Below are 15,791 nucleotides of genomic sequence, written 5' to 3'. Positions count from 1 at the left end.
GGCTTTGGGAGTAAGCACAGGGGAGTTTCCTACACTGCAGACCACACAAGCGGTTTCTTTGAGCGCAGCGCCCCCTGACGGGGCGGCTGCCTGGGCCAACACCTTAACCGAAACCGCCATGCTCCTGTTCGACAACAGCGCCATCAAGCTAAGCTACGACCCATCCACCGACATCCTGGAGGCCGACTACCCGGACCTGCACGGGTCCCGGCTCTCGGAGGTCATCTTCAACCTGGATAAGCTGGTGGAGGCGGTCAGCAGCTATGACATCAAGCTCGTCCTGCTCAACTCCAGCACCACGGCCGTCTCCGTGGGCGACGCGGAGAGCCGGCAGGTGGCCGCCCACCTGGCCGCGGGGCTGGCGCGGACCCGGGTCCTGCGGGTGGCAAGGGTGTCCTCGCAGGACCAGTCCGTGGAGGAGACGGCGCAGGCCAACATGGGCCACATCCGCCGGTCCCTGCGGCTCCCCTTCGAGCTGAAGAGCTTCCCCTCCCGGGAGGAGGCCGTCAGGTGGCTGCGGGGGGAGGCGTGAGCTAGGCACGCACCTTGTATTAGGTTATAGACATTTCTTAATATAGGTAAATATTTTATGATATTAGTCAAACAAACGCTCACCTTTGCTGTACTCTACCCAAACGCCTCGCCATGCTCCTCTACAAAGGCATCATCACCCTTGACTATGACCCGGCCACGGACGTGCTGGTCGCCGTCCTGCCCGACGCCCGGCAGTTCGGGCTCTCGGAGATCGCCATGTGCCTGGGCCTGGTGGTGGAGAGCGTGAGGAGCTACGACATCAAGCTCCTGCTGCTGGACGCCGTCGGCACGGAGGGCGAGGGGCAGGGGGCCGCCTACGCCAGCTTCATCTCGGAGTTGAGCAAGACCCGGCTCCGGAAAATGGCGCGGCTGGCGGGGGCAGACGACGGGTGGCAGGAAAGGTCGGCCCGGATCGCCGCCGAGGGCCGGCAGGGCCCCCACCGTCCCCTGGAGTTCCGCAGCTTTGACAGCCAGGCCGAGGCCTTGGGCTGGCTGGTGTCCTCTGTGCCCGCTTAAGCCCCCGCCGCCCGACCATCCAAAGGGCGGGGAAGTTGTTTCCTGCTAAACCGGCGACTAAGGTAGCGGCCCAGGCACAATGATTCCCTCCCCCTTCGTTATAGGGATGCCTGCCGCCGCAACCTTTTTGCTTGAAAGGAGTTTAGGCCAGGCAGTAAACTTTCAGCACCACTCAATGACAGGTAAAACAGCGCCACGGCCTGGTTTCAGGTACGACATCAACGCCCTGCGGGCAGTAGCGATCCTGGGGGTCCTCCTCTTCCACTACAAGGTGCCCTTCTTCCAGGGGGGCTACGCGGGGGTGGACGTGTTCTTTGTCATCTCAGGCTACCTGATGACCCGCATCATCGCCCGGTCCATCGACAGAAAGGACTTCTCCTTCAGGCACTACATCACAAAGCGGCTCCAGCGGATCGCGCCCGCCCTGCTCTGCCTGGTCACGGTGCTCACCCTGGCCGGCTTCTTCCTTTACCTCCCCCAGGAATACAGCCTCAACGGGCAGAACGCGGCGGCGAGCGTGCTTTTCCTCTCCAACATCCTCTACTGGCAGCACTCGGGATACTTTGACCCCTCCTCGGACATGAACATCCTGCTGCACACCTGGTCCCTCTCCGTGGAGTGGCAGTTTTACCTGCTCTATCCAGGCGCGCTGCTGCTGCTCGGCAAGGTGTTCAGGAAGCGGCTTTCCTACCTGCTCTGCTTCGCCGGGGTTACCGTGCTGATCGCAACGCTGTCCTTCATACTTGCAGAAACCAATCCGACCGCCTCTTTCTATTTGTTTCCGACCAGGTCCTGGGAAATGCTCTGCGGGGGGATCGCCTTCTTCGCGGAGGGCCACATCAGAGGCTACCGGTGGCGGAGGGCCGTGGCCGTGGCGGGGTATGCGGCCATCGCCTGCAGCTTTGTCTTCCTTGACACCGCCATGCCCTGGCCCGGCCCCTTCACCCTGCTCCCGGTAGTGGCCACCTTCCTGGTGATCCTGGCTGATTGTGGGGACCTGCGGCCCGTCCGGCTCGGTGCCGTCCAGTACATCGGGCGCATCTCCTACTCCCTGTACCTGTGGCACTGGCCCGTCTTTGTCCTGGCCCAGTACTTCGGCCTGGTGGCGGGCCCATGGGCCGTGGCCTCCCTGACGCTTGCGTCCCTGGCCCTGGGCCACCTGTCCTACCGGTACGTGGAGACGCGCCGGCTCGCCGGCAGCGGAACATTGGTCGCGGCCATGGTAGCCCTCTTCGCCGGCACGGCCGGCCTGGCGTACTTCAAGGCCAACCAGCTCCTCTACAAGGACAAGACCATCGCCATCGAGGGCTACCTGAGCGAGCACGGGCGGGAGCTGGGCGCACAGTACTGGCGGGATACCTGCCACGTGAGCAACATGGAGGACTTTGACAAGGGGCGCTGCCTGTGCATCGAAGAGGGCAAGGAGAACATCCTGCTGCTCGGCGACAGCCATATGGGGCAGCTGTCGCGCTCCCTGCGGGAGCGCCTGGAAAGCAAGGGGGTCCACCTGCTCCAGGCCACGGCCTCCGGCACCTTCCCCACGCTCCGGGCCCATGAGGGGGAGGAGGCGATGGTCCGGCCGCTGATGGACTACATGTTCCGGCAGTTTATCCCCAGGCATGCAAGCGACATCGACGGGGTCCTTCTGACGGCCAGCTGGGCAGGCAAAAAGGACATCCCCCGGGACAGCATCCTTTCCGGCTTGCGGGAAACGCTGGCATACTTCCGGCAACACCACATCGAGGCGCTGGTGGTGGGGCAGACAGACCGCTACACCATACCCTACGCCACGGTAGCGGCCAGGGACTTTGAGTACGGCCGGAGCACCGGGCACAGGTTCCGGGACGCCTATGCCGCCGAGCTGGACAAATACCTGAGCAGGCACCTGGGGCCGGTTTACATTCGGGTGTTCAACTCCGGCAGCGCCCCGCGGCTTTCCCCCCGGGGGGTGCCCTACATGGCCGACAACCACCATGTGACCCCGTACGGGGCGGACCTGATCGTCTCCAGGATCCTGGCTAGCCCCGAGGCACGCGATTTCCTTGATTTGAGCGACAAGCCTGTGGCGTCTCGAAAGTAGCACCGCTCCCCGGCATTTCCTGCTCGCTTGGGAGCGGGTGCATGCCCCGGCATCGCCGATTGCACAAGCCAAGGCTTGCCCAACGCAGCTGCAACCTGCTTATGCCCGGGCGCGACGTCAGGTATAGCTGAGTACAGGCCGGGGCTAACAAAGGGGCCTCAAAAAACCCTTAGCTGACCAGCACGGCCAGGTACGCCATGTAGCAGGCAAGCAAAATCATCCCCTCCCACCGCACCAGCTGCCTTCCTTTGCCGGTGAAGAGGAAGACGAACAGCAGCAGGCTGGCCGCGATGTTGACGGCGATGTCCAGAAAGGAGCTCTTACTTACCGGCAGGGGGGCGATGACGGTGGAGAGCCCCAGGATCAGGAAGATGTTGAAGATGTTGGACCCCACCACGTTGCCGATGGCGATGTCCACGTTCCTCTTCCTGACCGCCACTACGGAGGTCGCCAGCTCGGGCAGGGAGGTGCCGATGGACACCACAGTCAGCCCGATCACCCTCTCCGACAGGCCGAGCGCCTGGGCGATGCCCACCGCGCTGGTCACGATCAGCCTCCCACCCACGACCAGCCCGGCCAGCCCCAGGCCGATGAGCAGGAGGGCCTGCAGGTACGTGTAATCCTTTGTCTCCGTCTCCTCCCCGGCTGCCCCGCCCTGCGCCAGCCTGAGGTTGTAGACCAGGAATATCGCAAAGAACAGCAGCAGCAGGAGCCCTTCCGTTCTGGAGATAAGCCCCACGGCCGCGCCGTCCAGGAGCGCATCGCCGGAGACGAGCAGCACGGAGACGGCGGCAAGCAGGCTCAGGGGGATCTCCAGCCAGGTGGTGTTGGTCTTGACGGTGAGGGGGCGGATCAGGGAGCAAACCCCCAGAATGGCCAGGATGTTGAAGATGTTGCTCCCCAGCACGTTCCCCAGCACCATCTCCGTGCTGCCGCCGGTGGCGGCGAACACGTTCACCACCAGCTCCGGGGCCGACGTGCCGAAAGCCACGATCGTCAGGCCAATGACAATGTTGGGGACGCCCAGCCGGGACGCCAGGCTGGAGGAGGCGTCGACCAGTTTGTCGGCGCCGAAGATCAGGGAGACGAACCCTGCTATAAGGATAAGGTAATCGACCATTGCCTGTTATGCTTAGCGCCACATACGCAGGAACGGCAAGCTGCCCCTGCGAGGGCACCTGCAAAAGTAGGGTATTTTGGCAAGACCAGAACCAGCAGGGCGGCTACATGTCGCCTCGCACCTGCACGCCCCAGCTGCCGGCATTGCAACATGATGCTGTCCTGGCCGTAAAAGACATGGAGCACAAGAAGTTACATGTTTTCTATACCATTGAGTATAGGATAGGTTGAGAAAAGGCTGTCTCCCACGGACAGCCTTTTTGTTCTACTGCTGCCCTTCACCGGCCTTCCATCTTGCGCAACAGGCAGTTGCGTAAATACGAGGTTTAAAGAACTGTAGCCATGCGCTTAGGCCCATTGCCGGATGGTACGGCAAAAGGGTGTTGCTTTGCCAGCGTTACCCGTGCACCATGGGGTTCCTAATTCCAATAGGTGCTTAGGGGATACACCGGCTAACAGTCTCATAAACTCAACCTTATTGGGTATAGAGGAAACAGTTTGATGAGATGGCAAAAAGAGAAGCATTGAGCCTCATAAGAGCTGTTAGAGGTACTCCCCTGCCCCGTCGCTTAATTCCGCCGTTTATTGATACAGCCTGTTTCTGTGACCCGTCCTAAATAACGTTGACCGATGCTTTGTCCTTCAATTTGGTCAATCTATATCAGGACTAGATATGTTATTTCAGGTGAGATTCAACCTATCCATTCGCGGCCCCGCGGGCACTACCGGACGAATAGGCTAGTCGGCATCCTCAGAGCACATGGCACAGATAAAGCAGAGCGGGAACGGGTGAAAGCTTAGTATGCTTGTCAGTCTGCCGCAGCCGTGGGTTCAACGTGAATCATCACGTCGATGAACTGCGGAAGGTGCCGCTGTATGTTGTCCTTTACCTGGTGTGCCACCACGTGCCCCTGCTCCACGGTCATGTTCTTGTCCACCCAGATGTGCAGGTCCGCGTGGTTCATGACGCCCATCTTGCGCGTGTGGCACTTCTGTACCTTTACCACGGCGGGTACTTCCCCGGCCAATTCCGCCACGCGCTGGTTCAGGACAGGGTCCAGCTCCTCGTCCAGCAGCTCCCCGATCGCGGGCCGTAGTATGTGGTAGGCATTGATCAGAATGATACCGGCGGCCAGCAACGCAGCCCAGTCATCGGCCACTTCGTATCCCTTGCCTCCCACTATCCCGATCGTGATGCCGATGAAAGCCGCCGCGGACGTGATGGCATCGCTGCGGTGATGGAAGGCGTCGGCCTTTACCGCCTCGCTGTTTGCCTCCAGACCTGTCTTCAGCACAAAGCGGTAGAGCAGCTCTTTGGTCACGATGACAACCAGCAGGATGAGGAGCGTGTACGGGGCTGGCGTCTTGTGCGGCGACTGGATGTTCCCGATGCTCTCCCTGCCGATCAGGAAAGCCGCCGCACAGAGGGCCAGCGCAATGCCGATAGCCACCAGCGCCTCGGCCTTGCCGTGCCCGTAGGGGTGGTTCCGGTCTGCCGGCCTGGAGGACCATTTCAGGCCCAGCCACAGCATAGTGGAGGTGAAAATGTCCGCCGTGGACTCAATGGCATCGGCTATCAGAGCAAAAGAATGCCCGAAGATGCCGCCCAATGCCTTCAGTACCGCCAGAAAGGCACTGAACAATATCCCAATGAGCGTGGTTTTAAGTCCCTGGTGTGTTGTTGGCTGTGCCTGGTTCTCCATGTGGTGCTGTTCCTTCTGTCTATTAAACTCGGCACAATCGCCGGATGCTACCCCTACCCCGCCCGCCTGCTGGTACACGACAGGGGCGCCCAAGCCCGGCCTAAACGAATGGGAGGCCTCCGGCAGGCAACCGCAAAATTACTAAAATCTGTAGAAAGCGCCCCGCAATCACCACCCCAGGGGAGGTGACAGGCGTCTACAAGGGCTGCCGTGGCAAACATGTAGGTCAGCAACAGGGTAAATCTGGTGGCCCTTCAGCACAGTCGGGTTACGGGTGGTGCGGGAAACGGTGCTTGCGGCCAGGTAAACAGGCGGAGCCAAACCGCAAAAAACAACCCGCCTTCTGCCAAGGCGGGTTGATGAAACAGGTAAGCCGTTTGGCCACCATGGCGATCGTCAGAAATTCAGTTTACTGGTCCTACTCCAGTATTCTTACCGCGATAGGGTCCAGGCTTTGGCCTGTTTTCTCTACCTCGACCTCCACTTTTCCGCCTTCCTTCAACTGGTCGAAAGCAACGGTTTCGCCATCCTTGGTCAGGGTCGTGTTTTCGGTGAAGTACAACTCCAGACGCTTGTCATCCGCAGTCTTCACATATATCTCAGACTTGTCGGCCTCCACTTCGTCAATCGTCCCCTGGTAGGTACCTGATTCCACCACGTCTGTGCTTTCTTCGCACGAGTAGAGGAACGGGACCATGAGTAACACTGCCAGGAACAGGTTTTTGAATCGATTCATCGCGTTGTTTTTGGTTTAGTCAAAGAAACAAAATAAGGCTCGCAAGTCCAAAAGGCCTTTAGCCCGCATACAGGTTTTACAGGGATACGCGGCAGCCATTCTCCATGTAAAGAGCCTCATCAAGAGCATTTGTTGTGGCCCATCCTGGTTTCGGCTATAGTATACTTGCTTCATCGCATTACTATGATTTTGCTCCTACCGGTTTCCCTTCAACCCCCTGCTTCTTACTACCAGGCATAGGCAGCAACATACTCCCTCTAGGATAAGCCGGGGGCACACCGCCTATGGGCTACCCCTCTGATAAGCGTCAGTCTGCGTGCTCCGTTTCTCCCTTTCCCATCTCTGAGACTAGGTTGTAGGCCCCACTGTAGGCAAAGCGGGCGCTGTCCGGCACTTGCTCCAGTGGCCTTACCTCTACCCAGCCGTCACCCATGCTCCCTGTAGCCACCGGCACCCGCTTAAAGACCCAGCCCTGCCCTGCACCAGGCGCGGCGCTGTTCCCGGCCCTGGCTGCGTCTCCGCCTGGCTCCTCCCCCGTTTTATAGAAGACGAACTCCTGCCCCCCCTCCTGCACCACGGCGGCCTCGGGCAGCGCCGGCACGGTGGCGCTATCCGTCGCAATACGCCCCTCGATATAGGTACCCGGGATAAGGCCCTCCGTCTCTCCCCTGATGTCCCCGTGCAGGTGCACGGCCTTCACGTCTTGCTCAAAGGCAGGGCTGATGTTATACACCACGGCCCGGTACTCCTTCCCAGGCGAGTTGCCGATGGTGAAGTACACGCTCTGGCCGACCTTCACCTTCGCCATGTCCTTCTCAAAGACCCTGAAGTCGGCGTGTAGCTGCGACTTGTCCACCACCGTGAACATCCGCTGCTGGGGCGGCACGTACTGGCCGGTGTTGACGCTCACCTGCTGCACGGCCCCACTAATGGGAGAGACAACCGGAACCGACTGGGAGATATTGCCGGACAGCACGCGTGCCGGGCTCACCCCCAGGATGCGGAGCCGGGACTTGAGCCCCTCCACCTGTGCCTTCCCGGCCTTAAAATTGGATGTAGCCTCCTGCAGGTCCCTGCCGGAGCCGACTTGCTGCGCATACAGCCGCTGCTGGCGCCTGTACTCCTGCTCCTGGAACTGCAGCCTGCTGGCCGCCTCCTGCAGGTCCACCTGCATCTGCACCAGCTCCGGGTGCGTCAAAAGGGCCAGCGTCTGCCCCTTCCGCACCTTGTCTCCCTCGATGACTTTGATTTCCTGCACGTTTCCCCCCACCACGGCGCTGACCTCCGCCAGGCTCTGCGGCGGCACCTCCAGCTCGCCCGTTACTTTTGTGGTGGCCGACAGGTTCCTGTTTTGCAGGGGGCCCAGCTCCAGGCCGACCGCCTCCGCTTGCGCGGGCGTCAGTTTTACGGTCCCCGCCTCCTGTGCTCCCGCCTCCGTGTGTGCCGCAGCGGCTTCTCGCTGCGCTGCCTGCTTGTCTGGTGTGTTACAGGCGCCAAGCAGGAGCAGCGCGCCCAGTAAGAGGCCTATGTTGTTTTTGATATGCATCTTCTTTAGGTCGTTTATTGGTTTGCTGATTGAAGAAAGTAAATAAGGCGCGCCTTGGTTTCCAGGTAGCTGCCCAGCGCCTGCTGCGCGTCCAGCTCCACCTGGATAGCGTCTCTGATGATCTGGAGAAAGCCGATGTAGTCCACGGCCCCCTCCCGGTAGGCGATGATCGCCCCGTTGCGCTGCTGCACCGCCAGCGGCAAAGCCTCTTGCTGATAGTACTGCCAGGAGTTGAGCCACTTTCTGTACTCCTCCACCAGGCTGCCGTAGCCGGCCTGCAGTTCGGCACGGGTGCGTTGCAGGTCTTGCACAGCGATCTCCCGCTCTATCCTGGCGGACTGGGCGCGCCCCCGCTCCGGGAAAGGCAGCAACGGGAAGCTGATGCCCACCTGATAGCTGTAGAACCCGCTTCGCCCCCCTACCTCCTGGGAGGCGTACTGCCCGCTCAGGCTGGGCAGGTAGGCGGCCCTGGCCGCACGCTGGCGCGCCTTGGCTACCTCGACCTGTTGCTGCGCATAGTCCAGCAAAGGGTGCTGGGCAAGCGAGTCGGCCAGCGCTGGGACAGCCGCCGTCAGCTCTGCAGGGGCTTGCATCCGGACAGTAAAGGTAGTGTCTGCCCCCAGCCATTGGTTCAGCTGGCGCACCGCGGCCCGGAAATCCCGGTAGGCCTGCTCCTTTTGAACGGTGATCCGCCTGGACTCATTGGTGGCCGCCAGGTACTCCAGGTGGGAGATGGCCTCTGTTTCGTAGCGTACCTCGGCTGCCCTGGTGAACCCGGCCAGCACTGAGTCCAGCTGCTGGTAGAGCGTGTAGCGCATCCGGGCCGCATACGCCCTGCCCCAGTCGATGCGCACCTCCCGGGCCACCTCCAGGGTCGTGAGCTTCACTTCTGCCCGGGCCAGGTCCACTTGCTCCCGCTGTAGCCGGAGCCTGGGCGCGATACCGAACAACGCTATGTTTTGTTGCTGCACGCCGACGCGGTTGTAGACGCCGTCCTCCGTTCCGCGGCCGACCTCTTCCTTTCCGGAGAACACCTGGGTGCTGCCCAGGTCCCATGCTGTTTTCCTGAGGGCCTGCTGGTTTCTAACGCCCAGCCGGGCCGCCGTGACGGCAGGATAACCGGCCACGGCCCGCTGAACAGCCTCCTCAACGGATAGAGCAGGAAGTTTATCCGGAAGCACAGGAGTTCCCTGTGCCCTGGAAGCGGCGGGGACAAACAGGAGCCCTGCGCCCAGCAGGAGAGGCGCCAACAGGGACGGGGCCACGGCAACGCCTGCGCTGCCTCCGCGTTTACCGGCCCTGGCCTCGACTACGTAATACAGGATAGGCAGCACCACCAAGGTCAGGAAGGTGGCCGTCACCAGCCCCCCGATCACCACCGTGGCCAGCGGCCGCTGCACCTCCGCGCCGGCAGAGGCGGACAGGGCCATGGGGATAAAGCCCATGACGGCGGCCGTGGCCGTGAGCAGGATGGGGCGCAGGCGCTCCTCCGTCCCCACGAAAATCCGCTGCCTGAGGTCCGTTACGCCTTCCTCTTTCAGGCTGTTGAACCGGCTCACCAGCACCAACCCGTTGAGCACGGCCACCCCGAAGAGCACGATAAAGCCCACGCCGGCCGATATGCTGAACGGCATTCCCCTCAGGGCCAGGGCAAAGACGCCCCCGATGGCGGCCAGCGGCACGGCCATGTAAATCATGATAGACTGGGCCAGTGAGTGCAGCGCAAAGTACAGCAGCACGAAGATCAGGGCCAGGGCGATGGGCACCACCACCTGCAGGCGTGCCTTGGCCCGCTGCAGGTTCTCAAATGAGCCGCCGTATGTGACGCGGTAGCCGGGCGGCAGGTCCAGCTGCGCGTTCAGCTTGGTCTGTATGTCCTGCACCACGCTCTCCACGTCGCGTCCCCGCGTGTTCACGCCCACGTTGATGCGGCGCGACGTGTTGTCGCGCGAGATCTGCATCGGGCCCGGCTGGTAGCTGATGTCGGCCACCTCTTGCAGGGGCACCTGCTCCCCGCTGGGCAGGTCGATATAGAGGTTGCGCACATCCTCAATGCCACGGCGGTTCTCCTCTGAGAGGCGCACCACGATGTCAAAGCGCCTTTCCCCCTCAAACACCACGCCGGCCACCCCGCCGGCGAAGGCGGCGCTGATGTAGTTGTTGAGCCTCTCGATGTTCAGCCCGTACTGGGCGATCTTTCCCCGGTCAAAGCGCACGGTCATCTGCGGCAGGCCGGAGATCGCCTCCAGGTTCACGTCCCCCACGCCCGGCACCGTCTGGATCAGCTGCGCCATCTGCCGGCCTTTGCTGGCCAGCACCCCCAGGTCCTCCCCGTAGAGTTTCACGGCCACGTCCTCCCGCACGCCGCTGATGAGCTCGTTGAAGCGCAGCTCCACCGGCTGGCTGAACACGAAGTTGATGCCCGGCAGCACCGAGAGCTTCTCTTTGATCTTTTCGATGAGCTCCTCCTTGGAGTCTGCGTTCACCCATTTCTGCTCGTCTTTTTCCAGGATGATGAAGGAGTCCAGTATATCCATCGGCATGGGGTCGGTGGGGATGGCCGACACCCCGATGCGGGCCACCATCGTCTTCACCTCCGGGAAGTTGGCCAGCACGACCTTCTCGATCTTCTTGGACTGTTCGATGCTTTCGGACAGGGAGGAGCCCGGGCGCAGCAGCGCCTGCATGGCGATGTCGCCCTCGTCCAGGCTCGGGATAAACTCCCCGCCCATGCGGGCGAAGGTGAAGCCGGCCCCAACCAGCAGCACCACGGCGGCAATGACCACGATGGCTTTGTGGTTCAGGGCCTTACGCAGCAAAGGCAGGTAAAGGCGGTGCATCCCGCCCATCAGCCGGTTGCTGGTGTGCTCCACTTTACGCTCAAAACGGCCCAGCAGGCTCTTCTCAGAGGAAGGCCTGAGGAACAGGGCCGCCATCGCGGGCACATAGGTCAGGCACAGGATAATGGCCCCAAGCACGGCAAAGCCGAAGGTAAAGGCCATGGGTTGGAACATCTTGCCCTCCACGCCGGTCAGGAAGAGGATGGGCGCAAACACAATCAGGATGATGATCTGGCCGAAGAAGGCAGCATTCATCATCGTACTGCCGGACTCATAGGCGACCGCGTTCATCTGCTCCTGCCCCAGCGCCTGCTTCCCTTGCCTGACCTTCTTCTCGATCAGGTGCACCGTTCCCTCCACGATGATCACGGCCCCGTCCACAATGATGCCGAAGTCAATGGCGCCCAGGCTCATCAGGTTGGCCGACACGTGGAAGACGCGCATCAGGATAAAGGCGAACAGCAGGGCCAGCGGGATGACCGAGGCGGTGATCAGGCCGCCCCTAAAACTGCCCAGCAGCAGCACCAGCACGAACACCACAATCAGCGCCCCCTCCGTCAGGTTCTTGGACACCGTGCTGGTCGTACGGGCAATCAGGTTGCTCTGGTCGATAAAGGGTTTGATCACCAAACCCTCCGGCAGGGATTGCTGCACCTGGGCCATACGCTCCTTCACTGCCGTGATGACTTTGTCAGGGCTCTCGCCGCGGAGCATGAGCACCATGCCGCCCACGGCCTCCTGGCCGTCCTGCGTGAAGGCCCCGTAGCGCACCTGACTGCCGAACTGCACGGCGTCTGCCACATCCCGGACAAGGATCGGGGTCCCGCCGTCGTTGCGGACGACGATGTTGCGTATGTCGTCCAGCGAGCGCACCAGGCCCTCGCCCCGGATGAAGTTGGCCATGCTGTTGCGCTCGATGTAAGCGCCCCCGGTATTGACGTTGTTTTTCTCCAGGGCCTCGAACACCTCGGAGACAGACACATGCATGGCGTTGAGCTTGCCCGGGTCCAGGGCCACCTCGTACTGTTTGATGTTTCCCCCGAAGGCGTTTACCTCCACCACGCCCGGCACAAGCGCCATCTGCCGCGCCACGATCCAGTCCTGGATCGTGCGCAGCTTGGTGGGGGTGTACACCGAGTCATAGCCCGGCTGCGGCTCGAGCACGTACTGGTAAATCTCGCCCAGGCCGGTGCTAATGGGGCCCATGGAGGGCGTTCCGAACTGATCCGGGATCTCCTCGCTCACCTCGCGGAGCTTTTCCTGCACCAGCTGCCGGGGCAGGTAGGTGCCCATATCGTCCTCGAAGACGATGGTGACGACGGACAGGCCGAAGCGGGACACGGAGCGGATCTCCTCCACCCCCGGCAGGTTGGCCATGGCCAGCTCCACCGGGTAGGTGACAAACTGCTCGATGTCCTCTGTGGAGAGGTTCTCTGACGTGGTGATGACCTGCACCTGGTTGTTGGTGATGTCTGGCACCGAGCCCAGGCTCACGGTGGACATGGCCCAGGCGCCCGCCCCGATCCAGGCGATGACCAGCAGGCCGATGATAAGCTTGTTCTTGATAGAAAAAGCGATAATTCTGTTAATCATGGTTGGTTTCTTTATGCGCACGGAGAGGAAATGGCGCGCCCCGCCCAAGGCAGCCATCCCCCTGCAGGGGGATGATCACAAACAAGCCCGGCTGCAGCCGCTTCGGCCATGGGGCTTTCCAGCCTTTCAGTGTGGCTTCCGCGTGCTCTTGCCGGTGCGCTAGTTGTTTTTGGCTTCCTCTTTTAGGATTTTCGGTTCCGATGGGCAAAAGGCGTCTTAAAGCCCAGGGCCTCTTGTGCTTTGATTTGTTTGGGATGAACAGGACGGGACCAGCAATGGGCACGCCCGCCCGTACCGGCGGTACAGCGGTATTGTCCTGTCCTTAAGAGAATAGAGGGGTATTAGGCTACCTGAGGCGGTTGCCAGATAGCACGGGAGCGGGAGGAAACATGGAGGCTCTGATACTGCCCCTGCCGCGGGGCTACGTTCTGTAAGGAGGCGTATTCGACTGCTTGCGTAGGCTGTGGCTGGAAATGGGTGTGGCAGCAATGGCAGGAGCAGAAAGGAAGGCAGCTGTCTGCCCCACTGTCCTGGTGGTCCTGGTGCAGGTCCGCCACAACGATGGCCACCTTGCCCCTTTCGCCGGGGGCCGGCCTGTCTGCGCATGGCTTCAGGGAGAGCGTCAGCAGAAGCAGGGTCAGTATGTGGAGCGCTAGCCTCATCTACCGCAAAGATACGCATTATAACCGTGCAACACTATGGCAAGTTCGCCGCCGCACCGACCAAGGCTGGGTCTGGGGAGTGGGCAAGAGGGTTGCCTTTCACCCCAAGATCGCTTTTGCCCAGCTACGCCAGCATGCCCAGGAGGAGAAACAAGAGGAAGCCGCCGAAAAAGGAGGCCGTCAACAAAGGCGACTCCGGCTCCTCGTGGGCCTCGGTCAGCAACTCCTCGGTCACCAGGAACAGCAGCGCCGCCAGACCGAAGGAGAGGATGATCTCCAGCAGGTTGCCCGAGGCCCCGCCCAGTAGCGCCGTGCCGATGGCGGCCCCCACCAGGAAGGTGACGCCCAGGCCTCCCAGGATCAGCAGGGTCTTCGTTCGGGTGGCGCGGCTCTTGCCCAGGGTCACGGCCACGGCCAGCCCGAGGGAGAAGACCTCGGTGGTGAGCGCCAGCGTCAGCAGCACCCCCTCCTTGGCCCCCGCCGCAAAGCCGATGCCCAGCAGGAAGCCGTCCACCAGCAGGTCCACGCCCATGGCCGTGAGCAGGCCCAGGGGGAGCGCCTCCGCGGCCTCTCCCCCTCCTGCGGGCGGGTGCGCGTCGAGCTTCTGGCTCAGGTAACGGACGGCCAGCATGGCCACGATGCCCAGGCCAAAGCCGAGCACGATCTCCAGGGGCGCGTGGAGGCGGACGATGTCGGGCAGCAGCTCGACGGAGACGACGGAGAAGACCACGCCGGCGGCAAAATGTAGAATGCCGCTGCGGAGAGCGGGACCGGGGGGAAAGAAGATGCCCACCGCCCCGCCAATCATAATGGCTCCCAAGGGGAGCAGGGCGTACAGCAGTGCGTTGATCAGAGCGTTATCCATGCTTGGGTTGCCGCAAAGCAAAGTTGATGTCTTGCCTTAAGCTACGCAAAGAATGGGGCCCCGGATATAAATCCGGCTTTTGGGACAGCTACATGTAAAAGAAAAAGGTTGCCTCGTCCTGAAAAAAGTTGACAGTTGGTCCCGTCCTGGAAAAAGTTGACGATTTTGGATGAATGATAAAATCAAGAAGTTAATACCGGCTATAGCTTGTCAAATGTGTTCATTTACTCTTCGATGGTCTAATTAAGTACGGAATTAGCTTGACGCTAGCGCTACTTTTTTCATCTAACTACTACTACTATTATTGCAGCTGTGGACTTGTGGTTAACTCTGCAGGAGTTATCCATAAATCCACAGCTTGTTGGCTCATATGCCTTCAGCTTCTCTGGCCGGTGGCGTACTCTTCCACTGCTTCACTAAAGGTTCTTCCACTTGGTGAGCCTGTGAGGGAGTCAGGTAGCCACAGCTCATGTGAGGGCGAAGGGTATTGTAGTTGCGGATACCCTTTTCCACGGCCAACAAAGCCTCCATATGAGACTTAAACACCTGATTGAGCCGGAACTCATGCTTCAGGATTCCGTTCACCCTTTCGGCGATCTGGTTCTCGTACGCCTCGCCGCTGTCTGTCATGCTAATGGCAATGCCTGCTGTCCTTAGCTGCTTTACATACTCAAAGCTGCAGTACTGCACGCCCCGGTCAGAGTGGTGAATAAGCCCGTTCCCTTGTTTACTGCGCGTGGCAAGCGCCATTTCCAAGGCGCTCAGGCAGCCTTCCGTGCTCAAAAACTGATGCAGGCAGTAGCCCACGATCTTCTTGGAATAGGCATCGGTGATCAGAGACAGGTAGTTGAAGTCAAAGCCCACATAAATATAGGTCATGTCGCATACCCATACCTGCTCAGTTTCCAGGACGGGGAGCTGCTTTACCAGATTAGGGTACTTCCTTAGAAGATGGTTAGAGTACGTGGTCTTGGGCACAGATCTTCTGTGCCGGATGAGCAGATGGTGTGCCCGGAGCAGCTCATGCAGCCGGTCCCTGCCCATGGTGATCCCGCTTTTATGCAGGGGCTCCCGCAGCAGAAGGTACAGCTTCTTTGTCCCCAGCCCGGGTATCTCCCTTCTGAGGGCGGTCACCAGATCCAATGCCAGCATGCACTGTGCAGCACGCCGGTCCAGAAATACCCTCCGCTGATGAAATGCTTGACGGCTTTTCCCAAACAGTCGGCAAAGGCAACCGACACTTGCCTTTGCTGTTCCCTTATGCTGAAGGGTCAGGACCGTTTGGTACCAGGCTTTTTTCGGATCGAAATCTTCAGGTCCTTTTCGGCCACCTCAATCATCGTGTGCAGGGCCAGGATCATCAGGTTCGCCTCTTCCAGGGCTTTCTCCAGCTGCTTGTTCCGCTGCCTCAGGGCTTCCAGGTTTTGCTTTTGCTTCTCATTCATGGGTGGTAATGATATAAGTCCTTGCTCAATCTTACGCTGATAGTCAGTAACCCAGTGATGAATTGTTTTGACGCTGTGTACGCCAAGCTCCTGCATGATATGCCTGGCATCTTCGCCGCCAAAAAGCACGCGAAAGGCAGCCGCCTCCTTGA

13 protein-coding genes are annotated in these 15,791 nt (G+C 60.7%); 3 read left to right on the top strand and 10 right to left on the bottom strand.

All coding sequences use genetic code 11. From position 1 onward, the window contains the following. The first annotated feature begins 118 nt into the window (after positions 1-118). The 3 genes from ABDW72_RS19575 (at position 119) to ABDW72_RS20410 (ending at position 3,130) form a co-directional block, all read left to right on the top strand. A complete protein-coding gene (locus tag ABDW72_RS19575) occupies positions 119-532 on the top strand; it encodes a hypothetical protein (RefSeq protein ID WP_347160308.1) in 414 nt (137 codons plus the stop codon). A gap of 113 nt (positions 533-645) precedes the next feature. Continuing rightward, positions 646-1,050, top strand: a complete 405-nt coding sequence (locus tag ABDW72_RS19570) for a hypothetical protein (protein WP_347160307.1) — start codon at positions 646-648, stop codon at positions 1,048-1,050. A gap of 79 nt (positions 1,051-1,129) precedes the next feature. Continuing rightward, positions 1,130-3,130 (top strand): acyltransferase family protein, encoded by a 2,001-nt coding sequence (locus ABDW72_RS20410; protein WP_430438170.1) that lies wholly within the window; start codon positions 1,130-1,132, stop codon positions 3,128-3,130. Between the two features lie 169 nt (positions 3,131-3,299). On the opposite strand, the gene ABDW72_RS19560 is transcribed toward ABDW72_RS20410, so the two are convergent. From ABDW72_RS19560 to ABDW72_RS19515, 10 genes are all read right to left on the bottom strand, one after another. Next, positions 3,300-4,250: a calcium/sodium antiporter gene (locus ABDW72_RS19560; protein ID WP_347160305.1), complete on the bottom strand. Its 951-nt coding sequence runs from the start codon at positions 4,248-4,250 to the stop codon at positions 3,300-3,302. Between the two features lie 808 nt (positions 4,251-5,058). After that, positions 5,059-5,952 (bottom strand): cation diffusion facilitator family transporter, encoded by an 894-nt coding sequence (locus ABDW72_RS19555; RefSeq protein WP_347160303.1) that lies wholly within the window; start codon positions 5,950-5,952, stop codon positions 5,059-5,061. Positions 5,953-6,370: 418 nt separating this feature from the next. Beyond that, a complete protein-coding gene (locus ABDW72_RS19550) occupies positions 6,371-6,688 on the bottom strand; it encodes a hypothetical protein (protein WP_347160301.1) in 318 nt (105 codons plus the stop codon). Between the two features lie 307 nt (positions 6,689-6,995). Further along, a complete protein-coding gene (locus ABDW72_RS19545) occupies positions 6,996-8,234 on the bottom strand; it encodes an efflux RND transporter periplasmic adaptor subunit (RefSeq protein ID WP_347160300.1) in 1,239 nt (412 codons plus the stop codon). Between the two features lie 14 nt (positions 8,235-8,248). After that, positions 8,249-12,667, bottom strand: a complete 4,419-nt coding sequence (locus ABDW72_RS19540) for a CusA/CzcA family heavy metal efflux RND transporter (RefSeq protein WP_347160298.1) — start codon at positions 12,665-12,667, stop codon at positions 8,249-8,251. Continuing rightward, on the bottom strand, positions 12,660-12,875 hold the full coding sequence (locus tag ABDW72_RS19535; RefSeq protein ID WP_347160297.1) for a hypothetical protein: 216 nt from the start codon (positions 12,873-12,875) through the stop codon (positions 12,660-12,662). The genes ABDW72_RS19540 and ABDW72_RS19535 overlap by 8 nt, the downstream gene beginning before the upstream one ends. A gap of 133 nt (positions 12,876-13,008) precedes the next feature. After that, entirely contained in the window at positions 13,009-13,329 is a 321-nt protein-coding gene (locus ABDW72_RS19530) for a DUF6660 family protein (protein ID WP_347160296.1), read from the bottom strand. A 124-nt stretch (positions 13,330-13,453) separates the two neighbouring features. Next, the gene (locus tag ABDW72_RS19525) at positions 13,454-14,194 is read right to left on the bottom strand and encodes a ZIP family metal transporter (protein WP_347160295.1); all 741 of its coding nucleotides are present in this window, start codon (positions 14,192-14,194) and stop codon (positions 13,454-13,456) included. Positions 14,195-14,560: 366 nt separating this feature from the next. Continuing rightward, entirely contained in the window at positions 14,561-15,469 is a 909-nt protein-coding gene (locus ABDW72_RS19520; protein WP_347160361.1) for an IS3 family transposase, read from the bottom strand. Further along, positions 15,466-15,791 (bottom strand): hypothetical protein (locus ABDW72_RS19515; RefSeq protein ID WP_347160294.1); only part of this gene is annotated, 326 nt, incomplete at its 5' end. The genes ABDW72_RS19520 and ABDW72_RS19515, both read right to left, overlap by 4 nt.

Source organism: Pontibacter chitinilyticus (assembly GCF_039748935.1).
Taxonomy (GTDB): domain Bacteria; phylum Bacteroidota; class Bacteroidia; order Cytophagales; family Hymenobacteraceae; genus Pontibacter; species Pontibacter chitinilyticus.
The sequence above is the reverse complement of the archived record's forward strand: the minus strand, read 5'-3'. Positions and strand labels throughout refer to the sequence as shown.